Source organism: Polyangium sorediatum (assembly GCF_029946465.1).
GTDB lineage: Bacteria > Myxococcota_A > Polyangia > Polyangiales > Polyangiaceae > Polyangium > Polyangium fumosum.
In genome coordinates this window covers 132,831-158,929 of sequence record NZ_JARZHI010000015.1, presented here as the reverse complement: position 1 = coordinate 158,929, position 26,099 = coordinate 132,831, and the positions used below count along the sequence as shown (strand labels likewise).

At 68.8% G+C, this 26,099-nt stretch carries 21 protein-coding genes; 6 read left to right on the top strand and 15 right to left on the bottom strand.

Going from position 1 to position 26,099, the window contains the following annotated elements:
• Nucleotides 1-17: 17 nt before the first annotated feature.
• Together QHF89_RS19175 and QHF89_RS19170 are read right to left on the bottom strand one after the other, a co-directional pair.
• Nucleotides 18-893 carry a nitrilase-related carbon-nitrogen hydrolase gene (locus tag QHF89_RS19175; protein ID WP_136928883.1) on the bottom strand — a complete coding sequence of 292 codons (876 nt, stop codon included), beginning with the start codon at nt 891-893 and terminating at the stop codon, nt 18-20.
• On the bottom strand, nt 893-2,341 hold the full coding sequence (locus QHF89_RS19170; RefSeq protein WP_136969022.1) for a CoA-acylating methylmalonate-semialdehyde dehydrogenase: 1,449 nt from the start codon (nt 2,339-2,341) through the stop codon (nt 893-895). The genes QHF89_RS19175 and QHF89_RS19170 overlap by 1 nt, the downstream gene beginning before the upstream one ends.
• A 295-nt stretch (nt 2,342-2,636) precedes the next feature.
• Here QHF89_RS19170 and QHF89_RS19165 point away from each other — a divergent pair, with 295 nt between their 5' ends.
• From QHF89_RS19165 to QHF89_RS19155, 3 genes are all read left to right on the top strand, one after another.
• Nucleotides 2,637-3,842, top strand: a complete 1,206-nt coding sequence (locus QHF89_RS19165) for a PAS domain S-box protein (RefSeq protein ID WP_284720684.1) — start codon at nt 2,637-2,639, stop codon at nt 3,840-3,842.
• A complete protein-coding gene (locus tag QHF89_RS19160) occupies nt 3,839-5,071 on the top strand; it encodes a PAS domain S-box protein (protein WP_136969024.1) in 1,233 nt (410 codons plus the stop codon). The genes QHF89_RS19165 and QHF89_RS19160 overlap by 4 nt, the downstream gene beginning before the upstream one ends.
• Nucleotides 5,072-5,188: 117 nt before the next feature.
• Nucleotides 5,189-5,848: a CAP domain-containing protein gene (locus QHF89_RS19155; RefSeq protein WP_284720683.1), complete on the top strand. Its 660-nt coding sequence runs from the start codon at nt 5,189-5,191 to the stop codon at nt 5,846-5,848.
• A gap of 234 nt (nt 5,849-6,082) precedes the next feature.
• Here the strand turns inward: QHF89_RS19155 and QHF89_RS19150 are convergent, their stop codons facing one another.
• From QHF89_RS19150 to purM, 6 genes are all read right to left on the bottom strand, one after another.
• Nucleotides 6,083-7,018 (bottom strand): sigma factor-like helix-turn-helix DNA-binding protein, encoded by a 936-nt coding sequence (locus tag QHF89_RS19150; RefSeq protein WP_284720682.1) that lies wholly within the window; start codon nt 7,016-7,018, stop codon nt 6,083-6,085.
• A gap of 42 nt (nt 7,019-7,060) precedes the next feature.
• The gene (locus QHF89_RS19145; protein WP_136969026.1) at nt 7,061-7,954 is read right to left on the bottom strand and encodes a hypothetical protein; all 894 of its coding nucleotides are present in this window, start codon (nt 7,952-7,954) and stop codon (nt 7,061-7,063) included.
• 256 nt (nt 7,955-8,210) lie between these two features.
• Nucleotides 8,211-9,251, bottom strand: coding sequence for a hypothetical protein (locus tag QHF89_RS19140; protein ID WP_136969027.1), 1,041 nt, complete (start codon nt 9,249-9,251; stop codon nt 8,211-8,213).
• Nucleotides 9,252-9,627: 376 nt separating this feature from the next.
• Nucleotides 9,628-10,572, bottom strand: a complete 945-nt coding sequence (locus QHF89_RS19135) for a hypothetical protein (RefSeq protein ID WP_136969028.1) — start codon at nt 10,570-10,572, stop codon at nt 9,628-9,630.
• Nucleotides 10,573-10,577: 5 nt separating this feature from the next.
• A complete protein-coding gene (locus tag QHF89_RS19130) occupies nt 10,578-11,471 on the bottom strand; it encodes an SPFH domain-containing protein (RefSeq protein ID WP_136928891.1) in 894 nt (297 codons plus the stop codon).
• Nucleotides 11,472-11,512: 41 nt separating this feature from the next.
• Entirely contained in the window at nt 11,513-12,565 is a 1,053-nt protein-coding gene (purM, locus tag QHF89_RS19125) for a phosphoribosylformylglycinamidine cyclo-ligase (RefSeq protein WP_136969029.1), read from the bottom strand.
• 50 nt (nt 12,566-12,615) lie between these two features.
• On the opposite strand from purM, the gene QHF89_RS19120 reads away from it, so the two are divergent.
• Together QHF89_RS19120 and QHF89_RS19115 are read left to right on the top strand one after the other, a co-directional pair.
• Complete coding sequence (locus QHF89_RS19120) at nt 12,616-13,041, top strand: (deoxy)nucleoside triphosphate pyrophosphohydrolase (protein WP_136969030.1); 426 nt, start codon at nt 12,616-12,618, stop codon at nt 13,039-13,041.
• 44 nt (nt 13,042-13,085) lie between these two features.
• The gene (locus tag QHF89_RS19115) at nt 13,086-14,462 is read left to right on the top strand and encodes a flavin monoamine oxidase family protein (protein ID WP_136969031.1); all 1,377 of its coding nucleotides are present in this window, start codon (nt 13,086-13,088) and stop codon (nt 14,460-14,462) included.
• Nucleotides 14,463-14,468: 6 nt separating this feature from the next.
• Here the strand turns inward: QHF89_RS19115 and QHF89_RS19110 are convergent, their stop codons facing one another.
• The 4 genes from QHF89_RS19110 to QHF89_RS19095 all read right to left on the bottom strand — a co-directional run bounded on the left by QHF89_RS19110 (nt 14,469) and on the right by QHF89_RS19095 (nt 19,603).
• A complete protein-coding gene (locus tag QHF89_RS19110; protein ID WP_136969032.1) occupies nt 14,469-15,110 on the bottom strand; it encodes a hypothetical protein in 642 nt (213 codons plus the stop codon).
• A 355-nt stretch (nt 15,111-15,465) separates the two neighbouring features.
• On the bottom strand, nt 15,466-17,130 hold the full coding sequence (locus QHF89_RS19105; RefSeq protein ID WP_284720681.1) for a sensor histidine kinase: 1,665 nt from the start codon (nt 17,128-17,130) through the stop codon (nt 15,466-15,468).
• A gap of 10 nt (nt 17,131-17,140) precedes the next feature.
• Nucleotides 17,141-18,373: an adenosine deaminase gene (gene add / locus QHF89_RS19100; RefSeq protein WP_136969033.1), complete on the bottom strand. Its 1,233-nt coding sequence runs from the start codon at nt 18,371-18,373 to the stop codon at nt 17,141-17,143.
• A 60-nt stretch (nt 18,374-18,433) separates the two neighbouring features.
• On the bottom strand, nt 18,434-19,603 hold the full coding sequence (locus tag QHF89_RS19095) for a vitamin K epoxide reductase family protein (protein ID WP_284720680.1): 1,170 nt from the start codon (nt 19,601-19,603) through the stop codon (nt 18,434-18,436).
• Nucleotides 19,604-19,787: 184 nt separating this feature from the next.
• Here QHF89_RS19095 and rnr point away from each other — a divergent pair, with 184 nt between their 5' ends.
• Nucleotides 19,788-22,130, top strand: a complete 2,343-nt coding sequence (rnr, locus tag QHF89_RS19090) for a ribonuclease R (RefSeq protein WP_284720679.1) — start codon at nt 19,788-19,790, stop codon at nt 22,128-22,130.
• Here rnr and QHF89_RS19085 read toward each other — a convergent pair.
• The 3 genes from QHF89_RS19085 to QHF89_RS19075 form a co-directional block, all read right to left on the bottom strand.
• Nucleotides 22,127-22,588, bottom strand: coding sequence for a 1,2-dihydroxy-3-keto-5-methylthiopentene dioxygenase (locus QHF89_RS19085; RefSeq protein WP_136969035.1), 462 nt, complete (start codon nt 22,586-22,588; stop codon nt 22,127-22,129). The genes rnr and QHF89_RS19085 overlap by 4 nt on opposite strands.
• A gap of 62 nt (nt 22,589-22,650) precedes the next feature.
• Nucleotides 22,651-23,619, bottom strand: coding sequence for an FHA domain-containing protein (locus QHF89_RS19080; RefSeq protein ID WP_136969036.1), 969 nt, complete (start codon nt 23,617-23,619; stop codon nt 22,651-22,653).
• 46 nt (nt 23,620-23,665) lie between these two features.
• Complete coding sequence (locus tag QHF89_RS19075) at nt 23,666-26,020, bottom strand: methyl-accepting chemotaxis protein (protein ID WP_284720678.1); 2,355 nt, start codon at nt 26,018-26,020, stop codon at nt 23,666-23,668.
• Between the last annotated feature and the right edge of the window lie 79 nt (nt 26,021-26,099).

Below are 26,099 nucleotides of genomic sequence, written 5' to 3'. Positions count from 1 at the left end.
TCCCGAACGCCCCTCGATCAGGGCAAGAGCTTGACCATGTCCTCGTACGTCTCGGGCCTGCGGTCGCGATAGAACTGCCAGGTGCGCCGCACCTCCTCGATCAGGTCGAGGTCCATCTCCGCGACGACGAGCTCGTCACGGTCCTCGCTTCCGACGGCGAGGAAATTGCCCCGCGGATCGCAGAAATAGCTGGTCCCGTAGAACTTGCCGATGTTCCACGGCGCCTCGGTGCCGACGCGGTTCGACGCCGCGATGTAATACCCGTTCGCCACGGCGTGCGCGGGCTGCTCGAGCTTCCAGAGGTATTGGGACAAACCGGCCACGGTCGCCGAAGGGTTGAAGACGATCTCGGCGCCGTTCAGGCCGAGCAGGCGCGCGCCCTCGGGGAAATGGCGGTCGTAGCAGATGTAGACGCCGATCTTCGCATACCGCGTCTGGAACGTGGGATACCCGAGGTTGCCCGGCTTGAAGAAATACTTCTCCCAGAAGCCGTTCGTCTGCGGGATGTGGTTCTTGCGGTATTTGCCGAGGTAGGACCCGTCCGCGTCGATGACGGCCGCCGTGTTGTAATACACGCCGGCCTGCTCCCGCTCGTAGACGGGAATGATCATCGCCATCTGGTACTTCTTCGCGTACTCGGCGAGCCGCTGGACCGTGGGGCCGTTCGGGACCGCCTCGGCCGTGTCGCACCATTTCGCGTCCTGCGAGGGGCAGAAATACGGGGTGTTGAAGACCTCCTGCAAGCAGAGGATCTGCACGCCCTTCTTGCCCGCCTCCTCGATGTACGGGAGGTGTTTCTCGTACATCGCGTCGCGGATCGCGAGCACCGAGGCGTTCGGATCATTGAGCGGATTGCTACACTGAATGAGCCCGCCGATGACTTTCCTGGCCATTAGAACCACCTCTCGATGACGATCTTGCGCTCGGTGTAAAAGTCGACGCCGGCCGCGCCGTGCGCCTTCGTGTCACCATAGAGGCTCGCCTTCTGGCCGCCGAACGGGAAGAAGGACATGGGCGCCGCGACGCCGATGTTCACGCCGACCATGCCCGCCTCGACACGAGCGCCGAACTCGCGCGCGGCCTTGCCGTTCGTCGTGTAGATGCTCGACGCGTTGCCGTATTCGCTCGCATTCGCGAGCCGGATCGCCTCGTCGAGGTCCTTCGCCCGCATGAAACACGCGACCGGCCCGAAGATCTCCTCGCGCCCGATCACCATGTCGGGGCGCACGTCCTCGAAGATCGTCGGCCCGATCCAGTTGCCGTCCGGCAAGCCATCGACCGTCGCGTTGCGGCCGTCGAGCACGAGCCGCGCGCCCTCCTGGATGCCCTTCTCGATGTACGAGAGCACGCGGTCCTTGTGCGCCCCCGAGACGACGGGCCCGAGCGTGGTGCCGGGCGCCTTGCCGTCGCCGAGCACGAGCTTCTTCGCGTACGCGACGAAGAGGTCGCGCACGCGCTCGTACGCGTCGCCGACGGGGACGATCACGCTGCCCGCGAGGCAACGCTGGCCCGCGCAGCCGTAGCAGGACTCGACCGCGTTCTGCACGGCGCGCTCCATGTCCGCGTCGGGCATGATCACGATGAAATTCTTCGCGCCACCGAGCGCCTGGACACGCTTTCCGGTCTCGCCGCACTTCCGGTAGACGATCTTCGCGACGTTCGAGGAGCCGACGAACGAGACGCCCTTCACGTCCGCGTGCTCGCAGATCGCTTCGACGACCTCACGGCCGCCGTTCACCAGGTTCACGACGCCGTTCGGCAGGCCGATCTGCTGGATGAGCTCGAAGATGCGGCGCTGCGAGAGCGGCACCTGCTCGCTCGGCTTGAGCACGAAGGTGTTGCCCGTAGCGATCGCGTACGGGAGGAACCAGAGGGGCACCATCGGCGGAAAGTTGAACGGCGTGATCGCCGCGAAGACGCCGAGCGGCTGGCGCAGGACCTTCGTGTCGATGCCCGAGGCGACGTCCTCGAGGTTCTGCCCCATGAGCAGCGACGGGATGCCACACGCGTGCTCGACGTTCTCGATGCCGCGGCCGAAATCGTTGTACGACTCGGAGAACGTCTTGCCGTGCTCGCTCGTGCAGATGCCCGCGATCTCCTCGCGATGCTGGTCGAAGATGCTCTTCAGCTTGAAGAGGTACCGCGCGCGCTGCACCGGCGGGACGGCACGCCACGCGGGAAACGCAGCCTTGGCCGCCTGCACCGCGGCGTCGACGTCGGCCGAGGTCGAAAGAGGGACCTTGGCGAGCAGCTCCCCGGTCGCGGGGTTCTTCACGTCGAGCAACGTGGTGCCCGTCGAAGCAACCCAGGCGCCGTTGATGAAGTTCTCGAGCACGCGCATAAAACGACGATCCTCCTCCTGACTGACGTGGGCCTTCGCCCATCCCCCCCGCGCACGCCGCCCGAGCCCCGACGGGGGCCGAGCGAGACACGCCGAGCACAATCAACCGTGATTTTCTCCCCGCGACAAGGCCCAAGGGCGAACCCTCGCACGGCAACAGCGCATGCCGCCCCGCGTCGTCGCAGGCACGGTTCGGGCGCGTCTGGCGCAGCGCGGGCGCTTGCGAGCGCGCCCAGGATGCTCTTACGCTGAGGCGTACATGCCGGGAGCCGAAGTTTCCGCGTTCCGACAGGCGATGTCGCAAAGGCGCCCGGAGATCTTCGCGCGTATCGTGGAGACGAGCGCAGATGGCGGAGCCTGCGAGCTCGGCGAGGTGCCGCCCGAGCTCCACGCCGAGCTCGGCGCGAGCTTCGAGACGTGGCTCGACACCGCGGAAAACCCGGCCACGAGCGAGCTCGAAGCCTGGGTCCACCGCCTCGGCGACGTGGCCAGGGAGCGCGGCTGGGACATGCGCAAGGTGCTCGCGTGGCTCGAACGCACAGGCCAAGGCCTGCTCGAAGCCGCGCTCGAAGCCGTGGACGAGGGCGTGCCCGGCGCAGACACGGGCGCGCGGCGCATCATCGGCGCGATGAACGCAGCGGCGGCCGCGTTCAATCGGGCGTTCCGGGCGAAAGCGGAAGAAGCGGCGAAGCACGCGACGGTGCTGCGCGCAGTGGCGCAAAACGCGCCAGACGGGATCGGGATCGCCCTCCCCGACGGAACGGTGATCTACGCGAACCCGGCGTTCTGCACGATGATGGGCTCGGAAGAGGCAGGGCGCGGGCACTTCAAGAACTTCGTGCACCCGGACGAACACGCGAAGCTCGCGCACATGGCCGAGGTCTCGCAGCGCATGGGGTACTGGGAGGGGAGCCTGCGGTACCTGCGCGCGGACGGGGTGTCGTTCAACGCGCGGCTCAAGGCGTTCCGTGTGAAGTCGGCGTCGGGCGAGACGATCGCGCGGTGCGTGCTCGTGCGCGACGCGACGCCGGAGGAGCGGGTCGAGGAGGAGCGACGCGCGCTCGAAGAAGAGATGCAAAGGGTGCAGGCCGCGGCGCTGCAGGAGCTCGCGGCGCCGCTCTTGCCGCTCGCCGAAGGGGTGCTCGCGATGCCGCTCGTCGGCGCGCTCGATGCCACGCGGACGCCGCAGATCATCGAGGTGATGCTGGAGGGGATCACGCGGACGGGCGCGGGGCACGTGATCGTGGACATCACGGGCGTGCCGGTGGTGGACGCGGAGGTGGCCGAATCGATCGTGCGCGCGGCGCGGGCCGCGGAGCTCGTCGGCGCGGAGGTGGTGCTGACGGGCGTGCGGGGCGCGGTGGCGAAGACGCTGCTCGATCTCGACGTGGACCTCGGCGGCATGGAGACGTGGAGCACGCTGCGCGCGGGCGTGGCGCACGCGATCGGGCACGAGCGGCTGAAGCGGCAGATGCGCCGAGGGGCGGCGCCGAGGCGATGAGCGAGCCCGTGGGGACGAAGGGCGTGGTGTTCGCGGAGGTGTTCGCCACGCGCCGGGACAAGCTCGTCGATCGGCTGACCGAGGAGGCGCTCTCGGTGCTCGGCGGGACGCTCGGGGCGTCGATGGAGGCCTTTCGCGCCGACCGCGCCATGGAGGTCGACGCGGCCATCGCGGCGCTCCGCGACGGCACCATGCCGTTCGCGGTCGAGAGCTGGAGGCGCTGGATCGACAGCTCGGTGCAGCGCGGCTGGTCGGTGGCGACGCTCCAGGGCGTGCTCGGCGCGATGCGGCAGGTGTTCGTCGACGTGGGGCTCGAGCTCCGCGCGGCGGGCGTGCCGGACGCGACGTCGCGGATCCGCACGTTCATCCGCACGTCGAGCGAGGCGCTTTGCCTCATCGACGAGGAGCTCCGCACGCGGGCGGAGCACCTGCACCGCAAGGCGCAGATCTTCGAGGCGCTGATCCACAACGCGCCGGACGGGGTGGGGGTGGCGGCGCCGGACGGGACGCTGCGCTACGTGAACCCGGCGTTCGAACGGCTGCTCGGGCGCGACGATCTCGTGGGCCGCTCGGTCCACGACACCCTCGCGCCGCAGGCGGAGGCTGTGCATCGCGAGCAAGTGCTGACTTCGGTGCTCCAGCAAGGCTCGTGGAGCGGGGTGCTCCCGTACCAGCGCGGCGACGGCACGACGTTCGACGCGCACGTGACGGCGTTCCTCGTGCGCGACGAGCAAGGTCGGGGCATCGCGCGGTGCGCGATCGTCCGTGATCTGACGACGTCGCGGCGCGCGGAGGAGGAGCGGCGCAGGCTCGCGGCCGAGGTGATCGCGGCGCAACGAGCGGCGCTCGAAGAGCTCGGGACGCCGCTCGTGCCGATCGCGGAGGGCGTGCTCGTGATGCCGCTCGTCGGGGCGATCGAGCCTGCGCGGGCCGAGCGGATGCTCGGCGTGCTCCTCGAAGGGATCGGCCAGCAGAACGCGAAGGTCGTGATCCTCGACTTGACGGGCGTGAAAGAGGCGACCGCGGAGGCGGCCGATGCGCTGCTCCGCGCGGCGCAGGCGGCGCGGCTGCTCGGCGCCGAGGTGGTCACGACGGGGACGGGGCCGGAGCTCGCGCGGACATTCGTGGAAATTGGGGCGGAACTTGGAACGATCGTGACCAAGGGGACCTTGCGCGACGGCGTGGCCTACGCGCTCCGCGTGGCGCGCGGGCAGGCCCCGCGTCGCTGATGGTTCTACGTCCAACGAACGCCGCTGACGACGAACCATTACGAATACGATGGAAGCACGAATGCGGCGCCATTGAGGGATTCGTGAAACGAGGATAGGGTGATACTATCCTTGGCTATGAAAAACATTACATTGTCCCTGCTCCTCGTGATGGGCTCGCTCACGGTGATCGGCTGCGGCGGCCCCATGGAAGCAGAGGACGAATACGCGGACGATTCGGCCGATGAAATCGGCGGGGCGCTGGGCGAGGCCCTGGAGACCACCGCTGCCGACGACGAGAACGCAAAGGCGCTCCCCCAGGAGGCGGACACGGCGGATCTCGTGGCGTGGTGCGACGACATCCTGACCTGGGATCAGGCCTGGGTGGATTACGAGGCGCAGGTGCTGACGCTGGTGAACCAGAAACGCGCCGCCGGCGCGAGCTGTGGAGGCGTGGCCTATCCGCCGGCGCCCCCGCTCGTGGCCGAGGAGCGGCTGCGGTGTGCGGCGCGCAAGCATTCGAAGGACATGGGCGTGAAGAATTTCTTCAGCCACACCGGATCGAATGGATCAACGCCGTGGGCGCGCATCAAGAGCGCCGGCTACACGTACAAGTCGGCGGCCGAGAACATCGCGGCCGGGTATGCCACCCCGACCGCGGTGGTGAATGGGTGGATGACGAGCACGGGGCACTGCAAGAACATCATGAATGCCTCGCTCAAGCAGATCGGCGTGGGGTATTACCAGGGGACGACGGGGTACAAGAAATACTGGACGCAGGATTTCGGGACACCCTGAAAGTCATACCGTTTTGATGACAACGTGAGGCGAAACGCACGCGCGTCGCAGGCCGCCTCCATCGCTTGATTCCCTCCAGGAGCGATCCGCAGAAGGGGGCGATGGAGACGCGAGGTGCTTGCCCAGAACGCACACCGCCTCCATCGCCCGCTTCTACGGATCGTTCCTCGAACGAAGCTGGTTGGTTCGTCGCGCCAAAAAGGTTCCGCGGCGCGGTCGATTTTCGGGAGGTGCCTACCCTGTGAGGAGCCAACCGAACATCGACCGCGCGCGTATCGGGTCGGCCGGGTACGCGCGGAGATAACGCTCCAAGGCGCTGCGCGCGGCTTGCACGTTGCCCTGCATGACCGCGCGCTCGACCGCCTCCACCATGGCCCGCGGCCGGCTCACGCTCGTCGGCTCGTCGCATACACGAACCGGCGCGGGCGGCACCCTTGACGGCGGTCCTTCACACGGGCTCCCCGCGACGACGCTGACGAACAGGCGCGGCGACGAGGACACAGCGACCATGGGCGGCTCGGCGTGCACGAGGACCCACGTCGCCGCGGAGGCGCCCGCCGCGGCGAGGAGCACCGCCGTCACGCTCGCCCATAGGCCCCCCTCCTTTTGCATCTCCGACGCCACGAGCAGCGCGGGGAAGACCGCGTGGAGCTCATCGCGGTAGTCCTTCAACCGCGCATAGGCCTGCTCGCGAGCCCGGGAGCGCCGCGACTTCACGGTCCCCTTGGGAATGTCGAACGCCACCGCGGCCTCTTCCTCCGACAGCCCGTTCATGTCGCACGCGAGAAGGACGTCGAGCAGCTCGGGGCGCATGCCTTCGAGCCGGGCGAGGACGAACGCGTGCACGCTGCGCGAAGCGACGATGTCTTCGGGCGTGGGAGAGGGGGATGGCGCGGAAAAGCTCTCGCCATGGGATTCGTCGAAGATCTCGCCGTGACGTCGCAGCTCTCGTTTGTGGTTTTTCGAGAGCCGGACGGCAAAGCCGTACACCCAGCTCTTCACCGTGGCGCGCGTGGGATCGTGGGCGTCGGCGCTGGCCGTGGCGGCCGCGATGACCTTCTGCGCGAGGTCTTCAGCGTCCGCGGGCTGGTGGCCGAAGGCGCGCATCCAAAGGACGACGAAGGGCCGCAGCGCGAGGATCGCGTCCCTTGGGCTCGGAACGTGGCTCATGCGCATGCTTGGCGTGTCGCCGGGAAAAGGTTCCCGGGATCGTCAAGGCACGCAGCAGAACGTGATGGGTTCGGAGGGTTCGGCGACGCCTTCCAGCTCGCCGCCGCTCGGAGCGCACGTGCCGGAGGTGTACAGCAGGTCCGTGACGCGCTTGCTGCCGAGGGGCTGGCCCGCGGGGCTCATGTCGATGCACGCGCCCTTGTCCGAGGAGACCGACGTGCCGAGGAGAAACGCGCCGCACGCGTCGTCCTTGTACGCCGTCACCGCGGCCGTGCAGGCGCTGCCCTCCACATCGCCGCACGAGCACGCGGTACATGTCCGCGTGTTCGTGAAGGTCCGGTAGTACACGTGCCGCTCCGTGTACCCTTCGGTCGGGCAGGTGGTGGAGTCGCCCTCGAGGAAGACGCACGATTGGTAGCCCGCGTCGGCGAGGGGGACGCACATCTCGTCATCCGCGCACGCGGCGAGCCCGGTGTCTTCGAGCCCTTCGCATGCGACGGCCGCCTCTCCCCAATGCGGCTCGGGGAGCGGCAACGTCGAGGGCGCCGAGGGCGCGCAGCCGCCATCCGTCTTGCCGAGCTTCCCGACGGTGAGCGACTGGACGCATGGCACGCCGCCGCAGTCGAGGCTCGCCGGGACGGCGTTCTCCGCGGTGCAAGCGCCATCCCATACGTCGGGCGGGGTGAAGGGAGTCTCGGCAGCGCCGGATACGAGATCACAGACCGCCGCATGCGCCACGAAGGTGCTCGGTGGTGCGCAGCTCCCGGTGGAGGAGCTGCACGTGCACGCATCACACGACGCGGCCGGGACGATGAGATTACGGTAGCGGGTGAACTGATGGAGAAGGTTGCCAGGGCACGTGGGCGCCATGTCTGCCGGGCCAAACCAGACCAGGTGGGGGAAGCTCCACGCATAGTTGGTCGGCCGGAGAGGCACGCACGTGCCATCACATTTTGGGGAGGCGTCCTCCTCGGTGGCGTCAGGGCCGGCGTCTTCGCCTGGGCCGGCATCGCAGAACTCACAGAAACGGCCGTCGATGCAACAGCAGTTATCGAAGCCTGTCGCCGGCGTCCAACAGTCGGGCGCCTGGCCTACAATCTCGCCGTTCCCACATGCAGGGACTGCTATCGCGACCATCACCGGTAGAAAACAACAACTTAAAACCAGATAAATTTTCGAATTCACACAACCCTCACTTGAACTCGAACCGTGGCGAAATCCCCAAAGTCCATAGGGCTCCGGTTCGCCAGAGGATCACCTCACCCGAGGTAGACCTCATCAGCACTTTCGTCTCCTGAAGCGGCGCCAAAACCTCCCCGAACAGGGCGACGGACATCCGCTCGCCGTGGTACATGAAAAACGTTGCGCGCGCGCCTGCCCATATCAGCGTGTCCGACCAATCGACTGGCGAAATCTCCGTAGCATACATCACATTGAGACTGCCCCCGCCCCCCATGCCGCATAGACCAAACCGCTCATGGGGCGTCACGCAGCCGATCCCGAGCCCAGCCCATGTCGTCGCCTGGACGGGTACCACGCCAACCTCCTGTTCCCATGTACCCATCCCACGGAACTCCACGCCGACAGACCATAAACGCCAGCGCGCGTCAAGGGACAAACCTCCACCCACCCCTATCCCGGGCAAACCCGCGGGGACAAACAAGGCGTTCGCGCCAACCGCCCAGGTCGGACCGGCCAAACCCTGTTCGGTCGGCGCAGGCGGCGGAGTCGGCGTCGTCTCCACACGATAAAACGGATCCAGGGTTCGTCGGCGGAGGGGGGCATCATCATCGTACGCCACGAAGGGACGCAAGGGTGGAGACGGCGCCGCCGTACCGACCTCGATCACCGGCGCACGCAGGAGCCACGAGGGCACCTCCTGCTTCTTCAGCTCCCACTTCCCAAGGTTCAGCGAGATCGCGTAGGCCGTGTCCTGCATCAGCTCGCGACAGTCGATCGGCCCAGGGATCATGGCCTCCCAGCGCTCCACCCCTGCGTCGTCGAGGGCGGAGACATGCGCCTCCATCTTCCGCCCGCCACCTTTCAGCGTGATCCGCACGAGCGCGCGGGCGTCGTCGCGCACGACGTGGTAGCCGAAGTCCCCTTCGAGAAACAACGCCAGCGTGTCGTGATCCATGCACCCGCGCGCCGGCTCATAATCGAGACGGAAAGCCACCTCCTCGGCAGCGCTCTCGCGCGCGGGAGCGATGACGAGCAGGAGGCCGAGGAGCACGGGAAAGCGACGCATGCCCAAGCTTTACTGCATCCGGGTTGGTCCGGGGAAGCATGCTGATTGGTTTTGGGTCAGGAGCGCAGAGCTCCACGCAGGCCTCTGAAGACGACCTTACCCGAGACAAACTCGGATGTCAAGCCCGGGACAAACGTTTTTGTTCCAGGACGAACGGGAGGTGGGCACTTGCCGTCGAAGCGGAGGAGCCGGCTCTCGGCCCGCGAGGGTGTCACGGTCGGGAAACGCCCACCCCGACGCTCGCTATTCTTGGGAAAACTCGAAGCGCTGCAAAAGCTCAAGGCCGACCTCGCGGCACAAGAAGCGGCGCTTCTCTCGGAGCTCTCCGGCGCCGACGCGACGCCGACTTCGTGAAGACGCTTTAACGAATTTTCGAGGCCCCGAGCGCGGCCACGATGAGGGCGCTCGCCACATCGGCCCGCTCCGCACTCACGAGGTCATCGGCCGACACGCGCAGGCGCGGCACCTTCACCTCACCGCGTGTCACCATTGCCTTGTCGGGGCCCGGCACGAGCTCCACGAGCACGACGCCCGAGGCGCCGATCACCGCGAGCCACGTCTTGCCGTCAGGACGCGTGATGGGCACGCAAACGGCGCCCTTCCCGGCGAGCGAATGGGCGAGCCTGGCCTCGGGCTCCGGGAGCTCCGGCACAGGCCCGTCGAGGCGCAGGCCGAAATGAACGGCCGACGCAGGGTCGTCCGCCGTCGCAGCCGCATCCCGCACCGCCGACGTGAGGCTCTCCGCGAGCGGCGGCTCCCGCTCGATCCGCGCGAAATCGGCCGGGTCGAGGCGCAGGAGGAAACGGCGCATCGAGCGGGCCGCGGCCTGCACGTACGATTGCTCCATCGAGGCCCGCCGCAGGATGCCCTCCGCCTCGCGGTTTTTCCGGGCCTTGCAAAGCTCGGCCGCGCCGCCGAGCACGGCCGCAGGCGGGGGCGGCGGCTCGGCCCGCGCAGCCGGCGCGTCGCGGTAGGCGTGGCGATGAAACCCCGCGCCCGTGGGCGGGAGCGCGAGCACGAGCGAGAGGCTCCCAAGCTCGGTCTCGGGCGTCCGCGCAGCCGCGGCAAACGCGTCGCGCAGGGTCGAGAGCCGGTTCGGGTGCGCCGTCAAGAGGACGTGATCCTCCGCGGAGACCGTGAGCACCACGCGATACGCGCGCACCTCGCGCGCGCCCATCGACCAGCGATCGGCCTCGCCCACGAGCTCGACCGCGCTGCGCTCGACGAGCGCCGACAGCTCGGCCTCGCCCCTCGCGTCGAGCAGGCTCCTCGCGCCCGCAGCGAGCGCACTGCCTTCGGAGAGCATCGCGGCTAGATCTTCCGGCCCGTCATGAACTTGCGGGCCTGGAGCTCCGCCTCGGCCTCCGCGATGGCCTCGGCCTCGTGCTGCGCGGCCGTGCGGAGCGCGCCTGCGCCGGGGTTGTCGACGCGCACGCGCTGGTCGGTCGTGGCCGCCTCGGCCATCACGGCCGCCGTGTGCCGGACGTCGTCGTAGGGCTTGGCGAGGTCGAAGATGACCTTCGTGTTGCCCTGGCTCAGGTTCGCGAGGGCCTCGAAGCGCCGCAGCTCCATCGCGCCCGGCGACTTCGAGAGGATCGAGGCGGCTTCGGCGAAGTTCTTCGCGCTCTCCACGTCGGCCTCGCTCTTGATGACCACGTACTTGCGGTCGCGCTCGGCGATCGCGACCTTCGCCAGAACCTCCTGCATCTGCGGCGGAAGCTGCACGTCCTGGAGGCCGATCAGCTCCACGTGCAAGCCCCACTGCGAGACCGTGCTCTCGACCTGCGTGCGCACCTTGGCCGCGACCTCCTCGCGATGCGCGAGAAGCTCGTCGAGGCGCGTCTCGCCGACGACGTCCCGGAGCACGACCTTCGCCCGATCCTTCACCGCGGCCTCATAGTTTTCCACGGCCAGCGTGGCCTTCTCGGGGTCGACGACGCGGTAATAGAGGACCGTGTCGACCATGGTCGTCACGTTGTCGCGCGTGATCACCATTTGCCGCAAAAGGTCGCGGTTTTTCGTGCGCGTGTCGATCTTGCGGAGCGACTGGAAGCCGGGAAGGAAGAGCGTCACGCCGGGCTGCACCCGTCCGGAGAGCTTGCCGAGCGTGAAGCGCAGCGCGACCTCCCACTGGTTGATCTGCCGGAGGCCCGCGAGGAGATACGCGACGAGGAGAAACCCGAACACGAAGAGGAGCGGTTCCATGGTTTCGCCAATGTAACCGGCGAATCCGCGGCCACCACGGTCTATCGGTCGAATCGCACCCGATCCTCGAACGGCACGTCGGCCCCGACCTCGACGACCTCGCCGAGCCGGAAGGCCTGCTCGCCCGCCCCGCGCAGCGCATCGAGCGCAGCCGCCTCGGCCTCGGGCGCAACCACCACGACGAGGCCCACGCCGAGGTTGAACGTGCGGCGCATCTCGGCCTCCTCGACCGGCCCTTGCTCGACGATCACCCGGAAGATCGCCGGCCGCTCGTACACGGACAGGTCGAGCCGCGCGCCGAGGCCCTCCGGCAGGACACGCGGGAGGTTGCCCGGCAAGCCCCCGCCCGTGATGTGCGAGAGCCCGCGCACGGCCGCAGGCACCGCCGCGAGCAGCTCACGCACCGCGCGCGCGTAAATGCGCGTGGGCACGAGGAGCGCCTCGGCCGCGGTGCGCCCGAGCCCGGGGACCTCGTCGTGGATGCCGAGCCCCATTCGCTCGAACAGCACCTTGCGCGCCAGCGAATACCCGTTCGAGTGGAGCCCACTCGACGCGACGCCGAGCACGACATCACCGGCGCGCGCCTTCGTGCCATCGAGCATCTTCGCCCGCTCGACGACGCCCACCGCGAAGCCCGCGAGGTCGTACTCGCCCGCCGCGTACATGCCCGGGAGCTCGGCCGTCTCGCCGCCGAGCAGCGCGCAACCGGCGAGCTTGCAGCCCTCGGCGATGCCCCGCACGACGGCCTCGCCCACGTCGAGCTCGAGCGTCCCGGTGGCGAAATAGTCCAGGAAAAACAGGGGGCGCGCGCCGACGGTGATGACGTCGTTCACGCACATCGCGACGAGGTCCTGGCCCACGGTGTCGTGCACGTTCGCGGCGAACGCGACCTTGAGCTTCGTGCCGACGCCGTCCGTTCCGCTCACGAGGATCGGGTCGACGAGCCCGCTCGGCAGGGCGCAGAGGCCCGCGAAGCCGCCGACGTCGGCGACGACCTCGGGGATGCGCGTCGGGCGCGCGAGCTTTTTGATGCGCTCGACGAGGGCGTCTCCCCGGTCGATGTCCACGCCGGCCTGGCTGTAGGTGATGGGCATGGCGCCGGAATGTCACAGCTTGGGGCGAGGTGCTAGGGTTCGTCGCCGCCATGACCGATGCTTCCTCCCGCCCGCCCGTTCTCGTCGCCGCCGCCGTCCTCGTCGAGGAGGGGCGCGTCCTGCTCACCCAGCGCAAACGCGGCACGCACCTCGCAGGCGCCTGGGAGTTCCCCGGCGGCAAGGTCGAGCCCGGCGAAGACCCGCGCGCGGCCCTCGTGCGCGAGCTACGCGAGGAGATCGGCATGGAGGTCTCGGTCGGGGATCCCGTCGAGGTGACGTTTCACCGATACCCGGAAAAATCCGTGCTGCTCCTGTTCTTTGCAGTGACGCGCGCGCCGGGATCCCCCGATCCGCAGGCGCTCGACGTCGCCGACGTGAAGTGGGCCGGGCCGGGCGACCTTCACGACGAGCTCTTCCCGCCGGCGGACGTCGCGATCCTGTCGAAGGTGCGGGCCCTGCTCGCGCCCCATCGGTAAACGGAGCACACGACCGGCCCGAACAGCGGTATCCTGCCCCCGCGATGAAAGAAACCGGGCAAGGAGCGCCGCGCGAGGCATCCGTGGTGGTCGTCGGCGCGGGGCTCAGCGGCCTCGTGGCGGCGCGAAAGCTCGCAGCCGCGGGCGTCTCGGTCGTGGTGCTGGAGGCGCGGGACCGGGTCGGCGGCCGGACGCTGAGCCACACGACGGCGCAGGGCAACCGCGTGGATCTCGGCGCGCAATGGATTGGCCCCACGCAGGACCGAATGACGAAGCTCGTCGCCGAGCTCGGCCTGTCGCCGTTCAAGCAATGGGGCGACGGCAAGAAGGTGCTCTCGCTCGGCGGGACGCTGACGACGTACAAGACCTCGATCCCGAGCCTGTCCTTGATCGGCGCCGTCGACCTCGGGATCACGATCCAGCGCATCGAGACGCTCGTGAAGGAGGTGCCGATCGACGATCCGCTCTCCGCGCCGAAGGCGCTCGAATGGGACGGGACCACGGTCGAGGCGTGGAAACGCAAGAACGTGAAGACCCGCGGCGCCAAAGCGATGCTCGACACGGCCGTGCGGGCGGTCTTCGCGGCGGAGCCGTCGGAGCTGTCCCTCCTGTTTTTCCTGTATTACCTGCGCCAGGGCGGCGGGCTCATGCGCTTGACGGAAGTCGAGAATGGCGCGCAGGAGACGCGCCTCGCGGAGGGGTTTCAGGAGGTCTCGAACCGGCTCGCGCGTGGGCTCGGCGAGGAGCGGGTGGTCCTCGGCGCGCCGGTGCGGCGCATCGCGCAGGACGCGGAGGGCGCGACCGTGGTCTCGGACGCGGGCACGTGGCGGTGCAAGCGGGTGATCGTGGCGATACCGCCCGCGCTCGCGGGGCGCATCGATTACGAGCCGGCCCTGCCCGCGTCGCGGGATCAGCTCACGCAGCGGTCGCCGATGGGCAGCGTGATCAAATGCGTGGCGACGTACGCGTCTCCGTTCTGGCGGCAAGCGGGATATTCGGGCGAGGCGCTCTCCGACGTGGGCTCCGTCAAGCTCGCCTTCGACGATTCTCCCGAGGACGGCTCGCACGGCGCGCTCGTCGGATTCTTCATGGGCAAGGACGCGCGCGCCATGAGCGGAAAGAATCCCGAGGAACGAAAAAAAGCCGCCGTCGACTCCTTCACGCGTTTCTTCGGGCCGAGCGCGGCCGCGCCGATCGATTACGTCGATCAGGACTGGCCCGCCGAGCGCTGGTCGCGTGGCTGTTATTCGATGGTCCTCGGCCCGGGCGTGCTCACCGCGCACGCCGCGGCGCTTCGCGCGCCCGTGGGACGTGTCCACTGGGCCGGGACGGAGACGGCGCGCGTGTGGACGGGGTACATGGAAGGCGCTCTCGAAGCCGGCGAGCGCGCCTCGGACGAGGTGCTCGCCGTCCTCGGCTGACCCGATTCAACGCCTCCGCATGGGCTCGGGCTCGCGCGGGGTGCCGTCCGGCGCCGAGACGAAATACAGGAGCCCGCGGCGCGGATCATGAATGCCCGCCGCCCGCTCGACGAAGGGCGTCAGCGGCGAGACCACGACGAGCCGAAGCATACGCCGCGCCTCGGCTTCGAGCAACGCGTCGTCGACCAGCTTGCGCGGGATGTCCGAGAGCGCACCGCGCAAAATCGGCATGGGCACGCCGGGCGCATTGCGATACGCCCCGTAGAGCCGCCCCATCGCCGCGAGGATCGAGGAAATCACGTCCGGGTCGGGCGCCTTGCCGCGCGAAGCGAGCAATCGTTGCGCATGAAGGAGGACATCCCCGAGTTCGCGAATCTCCATCTTTCGGAGAATTTCGTTCATCTCGTCGAGCGGCGTCCGGAGCCTCCGGCTCCCGGGGGCCGAGCGCGGCTCCGTCGAGAGCACATGCACCACGCCCGCGGGCTCGGGCGGAATCGAGAAATAATCCGGCGCCATCGGGCGCATCGCGGACCGAGGCGCATACCGCTCGGATACGGGCTGCGCCGTCTCGGCCGATGCCGCCGTCACCGTGCCCAGGCGCAACGTGCGGAGCGGCGAACGCGTCTTCGTCCCTGCCTCGTTGTTCATCGGTCCTCTTCGTCAAGCAATGAGCAATGGCCCGACGCCCATTTCTCCGATGCTCGGCCCGCCCAGCTCGACCGCAGCCACGAGGCAAAAAGTCGAGCTCGCTTGGAGGCCGTCCCCGTCGAATGTCGCGCTAGTGCCCAGCCTTGACCGAAGAGGCAGCAAGGGCGCGCGACCGCTCGTCGCGCCTCCGCTTGACGTGTTCACCCGCAAGGAAAGGCAAGAGCGCGAATCCACCCGGGGCCACGATCGCCACCACCCAAAGAACGATACGGAGCCAGGGCGCCATGAACGGGTGCCCATTGCAGCGGCCGTGCCACGCAGGGTGTCGCCGTCGTGCACGACGCTTCGCACCGCCTCAAGAAGACCGCGCCTCTTCCTCGTCCGCAGCGAGGGACCGCTCGACCGCAGCGCGCGCCTCGGCGCTGTCCGCGCGGGGCAGCCGGATTCGAAAGCGCGCACCCCCGAGCGGCGACGTCGTGGCCTCGATCGTCCCTCCATGATCGACGACGATTTTCTTCACGATGGTGAGCCCGAGCCCCGTGCCGTCGCGCTTCGTCGTCACGTAAGGATCAAAGAGGACGTCGCGCACCTCGGCCGAAATGCCCGGCCCGTCGTCGTCCACGTCGACGACGTACGAGCCGCCCACGGCCCGCGCCGCGACCACGACCCGCCCCCAGGAGCCCTCGCTCTTGCCGGCGCGCTTGCGCGCATCCCGGAGCGCCTGCGCCGCATTCTGCACGACGTTCGTGAGCACGCGGTGGAGCATTTCCCGATCGAGGACCGCGGGCATCGAGCCCTCGGGCACGTCGAAGCGGAGATCGACCTTCGAGAGGAGCGCCTCCTCGTCGAAGGTCCTGCCCCCCTCCGTCCGCGCCGAGAAATGGTCGCGTTGCTCGCGCAGGAAGGAGCCGAGGTCGACGGGCGCGAGGTCCGCCCGCGGCAGCCGCGCGAAGCTCGAAAACTCACCGACAAGGCGGCGGAGCGTGCCCACCTCCTCCTCGACGACTTCCAGCGTGGTCTGCACGATGCGGCGGTAATCAGGGTCGTCGCCGGCATAGCGGCGATGGCATTCCTGCACGGCGAGCTGGATCGGCGTGAGCGGATTCTTGATTTCGTGCGCAAGGTGCCGCGCCATCTTCTGCCATTCGCTCATGCGGCGCAGAAACTCGACCCGGGCGCGGCTCTCGTCGAGCTCCTCCAGCATTCGATTGAACGCGCGCCCGAGGTCGCCGACCTCGTCGTCCCCCGTCACGGCGACCCGCACCGTCAGATCACCCGCTGCCACGGGCCGCGTCGCCGCCGCGAGCTCGGCGATCCGCCGCGTTACCGGCCGCGCGACCACGATGCCGGCGAGCGCGGCGAGCAAGATCAAGAGACCAAACAAAAGGCCAAACGCCCGCGTATACGTCCGATCGACGTACTCCTCGCGGTGATGTCGTTCGATCTGATGATAGGCCTGGACGAACTCCTGCGCGGATTCCATCTCGGCAAACCGCGCGTTTGGCGCGGCAAACGTGGCGACGAGGAAAGGGCCCTCGTCCTCGGAGGCCTCGCCGAGCGGCCTGCGCACGAGCAACGTGCGCTCGGCGGCCGGATCCACGGGCCGCTCCCGCTCGTGTTTGCCGAGGAGCGCCCCCGAAGCATCCTCGATTTTGAGCGAGACGAGCGATGGATGCGCCGCGAATTCGCGCGCGAGCTCCGCGGCGACCCGCTCCCCTTCCCCCGCCTTCGCCACGCGCGAAAGCTCCGGCCGCATCGCAATGGCGTCGGCCTCGTATCGCATGCCTTGTTTGATCGTCTTGGCGAGGTCCGCATACACGCCGAGCGCCCGGTCGAGGTGCGCGCCGAACTCCGGCTGAAACGCGGTCGCGCTGACGCGGGCCACCATCGCCCGCGCCATGAGCAGCGCGGCGACGAGCGGGATGACGGCGGTCACGAGCACCGCGAGGACGACGCGGCGCTCGATCTTTCGTGTCTTGATGAGGGGAGCGGGGCGGGGAGGATTCGGTGGGCCGGACACGGACGCGATACTAGTTCGCTCCGTCCTCGATGGCGCGCTCGACGGCGGCGTGCACCGGAGAAACCTCCGACGCGGGCTTCTGCACGTCGAAGCTCACCGGCGGCACCACGCCGCGCGGCAGCCACGTCTCCTGCTCGTGGCGCGAGGCGTCGGGCTTGCGCGCCGGCAGGATGCGCCCATCCGGCTGGAAGCGCTCGAGCTCTTCGGTCACGCGCCGCAGATACGACTGCTTGATGTGGAACGGCATGAACGCGCTCTTGAACCCCGAGACGAGGATCGTCTTGATGTCCCGGAGCGACATGCCCATCTTCGTGTGGCAGAGCCAGAGCTCGTTCGACACCGTCGTGTCCGTCACGAGCCGGTTGTCCGTGTTCACCGTGACGCGCAAACCGAGGTTGTAATAGAGCTTCAGCGGGTGCGACGCGAGATCACGCACCGCGCCGGTCTGCACGTTCGACGACGGGCAGGCTTCGAGCGGGATGCGGTGATCGTTCACGTAATGCAGGAGGTCGCCGTTCTCGCGCAGGCGGCAGCCGTGGCCGATGCGATGCGCGCCGCAGACGTGGATCGCCTGCGCGATCGACTCGGGGCCGTACGCCTCGCCCGCATGGATCGTGCAGTTGATGTTGTTGTCGCGGACGAGCTGGAAGGCGGCCTTGTGGTGCTTGGCGGGGTTGTCGTACTCGGCGCCGGCGAGGTCGAAGCCGACGACGCCGCGGTTCTTGTACGCCACCGCGAGCTCGGCCATCTCCAGCGAGGAGTGCGGCGAGATGTTGCGGATGCCGCACACGATGACCGCGCTCTCGATGCCGAGGTTGTCATGCGCGGCGCGCAGGCCCGCGAGCACCGCCTCGACGACGCTCGTGAGCTTGAGCCCGAGCCGCGTGTGGAGCATCGGCGCGTAACGAACCTCCATGTAGCGGACGTTCTCGCGCGCCGCGTCCTCGGCGAGCTCGTAGGCGGCACGGAAGAGCGCCTCCTCGGTCTGCAGGACGCGCAGCGTGACGTCGAACGCCTTCAGGTACTCGACGAGCGAGCCCGTGTTTTGCCCGAGCCGCATCGCACGCCGGAGCTCGGCCGGGTCGTACGACGGCATGTCGACGCCGTGTTTCTTGGCGAGGTCGATGATCGTCTCGAGTCGCAGCGAGCCGTCGAGATGGACGTGGAGGTCCGTCTTCGGGAGCTGCTGGAAGAACTCGAGGGGCAGCGTACTTACGCTACCCGTCGCTGTATCTGTCTCCATGGTGAAGTGTTACACGGACAGCGCTGCAAGGGGAGGCCGATCCGCCCGGCCCGGCCAGCGTCAAGCGGACGGCGAGCGCTCCTTGCGCGGCGCGTCTCCGTCCAGGTCGCCGACCGAGGTCCTCAGCGTTACGAGCGCCGCGAGCAAAAACGCCGCCCCGAGCACGACGAACATGCTCCAGAGCGGCAGCGAAAGGCGCGCGCCCCCGAGCTCCTGCGTCATGGCCATCTCGACGCGATCGGGGTTGTACCCGAGCACCACGCGTTTCCCTACGAACGTGAACGGTAGCCCACGGCCGCCGAGCTCCTCGAAGAGCTTTTTGTCCCGCTCCAGATCGGCGATCGTTTGCGGCGCCTTCATGCAGCTCGCGAGGGCGTCGGCTTCGAGGCCCGCCGTCGGAGCGATGAGCTTGGGGAGGGCCTCGCGCGTGAGCTGCTCGGGTTCGGCTGCGTAGAGCTGATCGGCGACGGCCTCGCGTTTTGCCGTGGGCACGCAGAGGTACACGAGCGCCGCGGGCTCCGCGCCCGGGTGGCCCGAGAGCGGCATCATCTTGCGCACGAGCGTCACGCGGTCGCCGTACTTCTCGGCGACGCCGTGCAGCACGGGGTGCATCCGCCGGCAGAAGGGGCACTCGAAATCGGTGAACCCGACGATCGTGACCTTGCCCGGGGCTTGCTCGGCCTGAATCACCGCGGGCAGCGGCGGCTCGACGGGATACCGGCCCCACACGAACGGCACGACCACCGCGAGCATCGCGGCCGTGACCCACGCGGTCGTGACGGACCTGCGTTGCGGCAAGAGGACGCTGCCTTCGTCCTTCCACGCGCGGATCGCGATCCACACGGAGGTCAACGCGATGACGATCGCAGAGAGGTCGACCGCGACGCACCAGGCGCAGAACGCGCCGATCTCGGTCTTTTGCAGCCACAGGAGGAAGGCCGCGAAGAGGCCGCCGGGCACGGCGAGCGAAGCGACGAGCACGTGCTGGGATTTGCGCCGAGCGACGAGGGTCAGGCCAAAGAGGAGCGCGTACGCCGCGAGGCCGAGGCTCGGCAGCGGGGCGAGGCCGAACAGGCGCGACCAGGGGGACATGCGCACCGCGAAGCAGCCCGATGTCACGCCGCAGAACGCGGGATCGCCCGCGTTCGTGTACTCGACGACGAGCGCAGCCGAAGCGGCGATCGCGACGAGCAGGGGCAAACGGAGCAAAAGAACGGGCAACGTGCGCATCGGCTCATGTTTTGCACAAGCGCCGTCCTTTCGCAGCCGGCTTGGTTCGGGACATGCTAGGAAACCGCTCACCGCGTGCCCCCAGACGCGAACAGGAGGGGGTTTGGGGCGTAGCTCGGCTCGTCCGAGCGTAGCCTCGAGCGTTGAGTTGAAAGGAATGTCCGGCCTCCGGGCTCCACGACCCATGACGTCGATCGGCCGCGTAACCATCGCCGAGGTGCTCGCCGAGCACAGTCGCCCGCTGCACATCCACGAGATCGCCAGCCGGCTCGGGCTCACGGAGGGCGCCTACGAGCCGCTCCGGCGCGTGCTCGACGATCTGTGCTGGGACGGAAGCGTCATCGCCTTGCCCGGCCAGCGCTTTCGCCTCGCTGTCGCGCGCGCCCGCGAGGAGCGGCGCGGCAAGGAGCACGAGGGGACGCTGAACGTGAACCCGCGCGGCTTCGGGTTCGTCACGGTGCTCGACCTGCCCGACGACGTCTTCGTGCCGCAAGAGGCGATGGCCGGCGCGCTGCACGGCGACACGGTGGCGATCCGCGTGGTGACGACGTCACGCCGGGGCATCGAGGGCGCGGTGGTGCGCGTGGTGAAGCGCAAGACGACGCGCGTCGCGGGCGTCCTGCGCAAGCGCGGGCGGAGCGCGTGGATCGAGCCCGACGACTCGCGGCTGCGCGGCCCGATCGTCCTGAAATCCGAGCCTCGCATGAAGCTCGAAGACGGCCTCGCCGCCGTCGCCACGATCACGCGCTTCCCGGAGATGCCCGACGAGAATCCCGAGGGCGTGCTCGAAGCCGTGCTCGGCGTGCCCGGCGATCCAAACGTGGAGGTCGCCAAGGTGCTCGTGCGCGAGGCGATCGAGGAAGAGCATTCGGCCGAGGCGATCGCGGAGGCGGAGGGCTTCGGCGACGAGGTGCCGCACGAGGCGCTCGCCGGCCGCGAGGATCTGACGCACCTGCCGCTGCCGACGATCGACCCGGAGGACGCGCGCGATCACGACGACGCCGTATGGGCCGTGCGGAAGGAGGACGGCTCGTACCGCGCTTGGATCGCGATCGCGGACGTGTCGCATTACGTGCGGCCCGGGACGGCGCTCGACGCGGGCGCGATGGGGCGCGGCAACTCGATCTACCTGCCGGATCGGGCGATCCCGATGCTGCCGCGCGCGCTCTCCTCGAACCTGTGCTCGCTCGTGCCGAACGTCACGCGCCTCTGCTTGTGCGTGGAGATCGACCTCGACGCGACGGGGACCGTGCTGGGCGCGCGGATCTTCGAAGGCTTCATGCGTTCGCGCGCAGCCCTCACGTATCCGGCCGTGGCGCGCGCGCTCGGGCTCGCGAAGCACGCGGTGGCGAACCCCGACGCCGAGGCGATGCGCGACGACCTCGAAGTGCTGTGGGAGCTCTCGCGGCAGCTCCGCGCGCGGCGCATGCGGCGCGGCGCGCTCGACTTTGATCTGCCCGAGGCGAAGGTCGTGCTCGACGTGGAGACGGGTGCGCCGCTCGACGTGGAGAAACGCGCCCACGATCCCGGCGTGAAGAAGGCGTACGAGCTCATCGAGGAGTTCATGCTCCTCGCGAACGAGACGGTCGCGCGGGAGCTCGTGACACGAAACACGCCGGCGATCTTCCGGGTCCACGCGCCGCCGAACCCGGAGCGGCTCGAGCGCTTCGTCACGATGTGCGAGACGCTCGACGTGGGCTTCGAGCTCGAAGACGCCTCGGATCCGAAGAAGCTCGCGACGTTCCTGAAGCGCATCGCGAACCATCCGCAAAAGCAGGTGCTGCACTCGCTGCTGCTCCGCGCGATGAAACAAGCGGTCTACGACGTGGGCAACGGCGGCCACTTCGGCCTCGCGTCGACGGCGTACCTGCACTTCACCTCGCCGATCCGCCGCTATCCGGACCTCGTCGTGCATCGGGCGATGCGCGCGCTGCTCCAGAAAGAGCGCATCGACACGAGTGCCGAAGCCGAGGAAAAGCTGCGCCTCGCCGCGTCGACCGCGTCCGACTGCGAGCGCCGCGCGATGGACATCGAGCGCGAGGTCGTCGACCTCTACCGCGCGCTCTTCATGCGCGCGCACATCGGCGAGATCTACGAAGGCACGGTGACGGCCGTCGTGGGCACGGGCCTCTTCGTGGCGATCGACAGCCCGTTCGTGGACGTGCTCGTGCGCCTCGACGCGCTCGGCCCCGACGGCTACGAGGTCGACGAGACGGGCCTCTACGTGACGGGCACGCGCAGCGGCGAGCAGATCAAGCTCGGCGACTCGATGCTCGTGCAAATCGAGGATGTCGCCGTGCTACGTCGCTCGATCTACGGCCGGCGCGTGATCGCGGTGGAAGAGGAAGGCGCGCCTCCGCCGAAGCGCAAGGTCCGCCGGACGGCGTCGACGAACGGCCAGGACAAACGCGCCCGCGGCAAGGCGGAAAAGGTGTCGACGAAAGGTCGCGCCGCACGCGGCGGCGCGGATGGCTCGAAAAAGACGAAAACGAAGAAGGTCGCAAAGTCGAAAAAGACGCGGCGTTAACCGCCGCGTGTATCCTCGCTCGACGCGCGATAGAGCGGCGAGAGGCCCCCGCGCTCCGCGTACGGCTGCAGGTAGCGGAGCGACACGTTCGCGCTCGGCAAGAAGCGGTGATAACGCTTCTCCGGGATCACGAGCGCGTCGCCCGGACCCACCCATATGCGCATCCAGCGCTCGTCGGCCGCGCGCACGTCGTAGACGCCCTCGCCTTCGAGGAAAAGCCGCACCTCGGCGCCGATGTGCAAATGCTCGTCGATCTCGCGCGCGATCGTCGCTTCGTCGCGCGGGTTCGCCACGCTGAGCCGGACGTCGTCCTGCTTGGTAAAACCACGGTCGGCCCGAATGCGTTCGAGGAGCGGCTGCATCGATCCTGAATCGAATGCCTCGGCGAAGATCCCCTCGGCCCGCAGCTCCTCGGGGCTGCAAACGCGCTCACTCGGGCTCATCCACACCGCTCGCATCGCATCCTCCGTACGATCCCCCCCAAATCATCCCGCCCGGACGGAGGCGCGGCGTCAAGGACCTAACGCCGGATCAACCAGAAGAAGCCGATGACGCTGAGGACGAGGACGAAGGCCGCAAAGAGGAGCACCACACCATCGGTGAGGCTCCAGCCAGACTCGGGGGCCGGCGTGGCCGAGCGCTGAGGCCGGAGCGGACGCGAGGCATCGTCCTCCACGGGCGTCGGCTCCGGCGCCGCGGCCGCAGAAGGCGTCTCGTCCTCCGCCATGGGCGGCGGGGGCGCGTCTTCGGGCCGCATCGGCTCATCCGCGCACCGCGACAGCTCCGCGAGCGCCTCGGCCGCGGGATACTCGAACACCACGACATTGCGGCCCATCGCGAGGGTTTGTCCGGACCGCCAGGTGACGTCGGTCGGGCCGAGCGGCGCGCCTTCGAGGAGCGCGGCCTTCGAGCCGAGGTCCCGCACGAGCAGGTGCTCGCCCTTGAGGCCCACTTCCACGTGACGGAATGCGGTGTCTGGATCGTCGAGCGGGAGGTCGACTTCCCGCGCGCGGCCGAGCACGTACCGCCTCCCCGCGTCCGTGAGCGCGAGCGTCTTGCCCTCATCGGGCCCCGACACGACGACGAGCTTCGGCCCCGCGTCCTCGCCTTGCGCGGCGAGCCCACGCGCGACGAGGTCGAGCGCCAGCGCCTTCGTCGTCGCAGGCGTCGCGCGCGCGGTCGCGAGCGGATCGATCTTCACTTCGAGCCACACGCGGCCGAGGCGAAAGAGCTCTCCCGATCGGAGGACACGCGGCGATTGCGGCGGCAAGAGCACGGAGCCGAGCGCCGTGCCGTTCGTGCTGCCCTCGTCGACGATCACGTACTCGTGGCCGCGTTGCCGGATCGAGGCGTGACGGAGGCTTACGCTGGGGTCGGGGAGGCGGAGATCGGAGCCTTCGCCGCGGCCGATGAACACGCGCGGCATGTCGAAGGTGAGCGCGAGGTCGTCGCCCGTCGCCGATGCCCGCACCGTGATCGTGACTGCCATGAAACCTCGGGCGAACGCGCGGCGAGAGGCTCTGCCGCGCGTGCCTTCAGGCGCCGATGCTCCGGCGCACGCGCTCCACGGCGTTGCCGAGCTGGCGCATCGTCTGCTCCTGAATGCGCGCCGCCTCCTCGATCTTCTTGGAGGCGTCGAGGAGCTGCTCGAAGCCGCGGTTCTGGTTGCGCTGCGACGCGTTCAGGTTGTTCACCATCGCGGAGATCTGCTCGATCGAGCTCGTCATCTGCCGGCCGCCGCGGGCCTGCTCCTGGCTCGAACGCTCCACGTGCTGCGTGATCGTGCGCATCTTCTCGGCGCTCTTCATGATGAGCTCCGAGCCGCGCGCCTGCTCGGCCGTGGCCGCGGCGATCTGCTGCACGGTCTCGGCGATGCGGCCGATCGCGTCGGTGACCTGCTTCGAGCCCTTGGCCTGCTCGACCGTGGCGCGCGCGATGGCGCGCACCATGTTCGTGCTCTTCTGCGAGCTGTCGAGGATCTTCTTCAGCGCGCGCTCGGCTTCGTTCGAGACCTCGACGCCGCGGTCGACGTTGTGCGCGCCGCGCTCGACGGCGGCGATTGCGTTCTTCGACTCGGCCTGGATCGTCTTGATGAGGTCCGCGATCTCCTTGGTGCTGCCGCCCGCGCGATCGGCGAGCTCCTTGATCTCGTCGGCGACGACGGCGAAGCCTTTTCCGTGCTCGCCGGCCTGCGCCGAGAGGATCGCGGCGTTCAGCGCGAGCAGGTTCGTCTGCTCGGCGACGTCGTCGATGACCGCGAGGATCTGGCCGATCGCCTCGATGCGGAAGCCGAGGTTCGAGATGACGCTCACCGCCTCCTGGCTCGACTCCTTGATGCGGTAGATCTCGCTGATCGTCTTCAGGATCGCCTCGGCGCCCTTCTCGGCGTCCATGGCGACCTCCTCGGACAGACGCGCCGTCTCGTTCGCGTTCGACTGAACCTGATCGATGGACACGTCCATCTGGTTCATCGAGGAGCTCGTCTCCTCGGCCGTCAGCGAGAGGCCGTCGACGTTCTTCGCGACCTCGCGGATCGAGTAGGCCATCTCCTCGATCGAGGAGACCGTCTCGCGCACGCTCGCCGCGAGCTCACCGACGTTCTCCGCGACCTCGTCGCTCGTCGCCGTCATCTCGAGGATGCTCGACGAGGACTCTTCCGCGCTCGTCGCGAGCATCTCGATCGACTGCGAGAAGGTCGACAACGAGGCGTTGATGTCGCGCGCGTGCGCCGTCGCCTGCTCGGCCGAGGAGAGCACGGTGCCGAGGCCATCGCCGAGCCGCGGCAGGTACTCGTCGATGACGCCGAGCGCCTCACCGAGCTCCGCGCGCCGCTTCTGCTCGCGTTGCTCCGAGCCGCTGAGGCGCTCGCCGATCGACGCGAGCTCCATGTAGATCCGCGCGACCTCGGGCTTCGCGCCCACGGGCGCGCGAACACGCTCGCCTTCACCGGCGCGTTGCACGGCGGTGACGATCTCGCCTTCGAGGATCTGCATCGCCTCGGCGAGCTCGGCGCGGCGCTTCTGCTCGCGCTGCTCGGCCTGGGTGAGGCGCTCGCCGATCGAGGTGAGCTCCATGAAGATGCGCGCCACCTCCGGCTTCGCGCCGGGCGGGGGACGGACACGCTCACCCTCGGCGACGCGCTGGACCGCGTCGATCACGTCGGCCTCGACGTTCGCGAGCGTCTCGGCGAGCTCGCCCTTGCGCTGGGTCTCGCGCTGCTCGGCGGTCTGCGCGCGCTGCTCGGCGGCGGAGAGACCTTGCTCCGCGGCGATCGCGCGCTGCTCGGCGGCCGAGATTCGCGCTTCGAGCGACTGGAGCCGCTGCTCGGCGCTGCCGGCGCGCTGCTCGGCGACGTTCGCGCGCTCCTCGGCGAACTGGACCTTCTTGTCCGCGTCTTTCGTCGCGTCGCGGACCACCTCGGCGACGCCCGAGAGCTCCGCGTAGATGCGCGCCATGTCGGGCTTCGCGCCTGCCGGAGCGCGCACGCGCTCGCCGGACGCGGCGCGACCGAGGGCTTCGATCACCTCGTCGACGTTCACGCTGCTCGTGCCTGCGTTCTGTTCGAGCTTCGCGACCTCTTCGTTGAGCTCCGAGGTCTTCTTCGAGAGACGCTGGATCTCCTCGTAGACGTCCGCGAGCTCTCCGGTCACGCCTTCGGGCAACGCCGGCTTCTTGCCGCGGGCTGCGGCCTTCAGCGCGTCGACGAGCCCGCCGAGCTTGACGTTCGCGCCCTGCGACGCGCTGGCGACGAACATCGCGACCGCGGCGCCGAGGCCTATCAGGTAGAAGAGCTCGGACGTGAAGTCCTTGAGGAGAGACTTCGTTCCGATGCCGAAGAGGACGGCGGCGACGAGGACGACGGCGGGGGGGCCGAGCTGCCTTGAGTTCATGGTCTGACGCGGCTTGCGGGTGGCGCGGATCGGGCGACGCTCCGGCCGAGGGGCAGGCGCGAGCCGACACGCGAACGCT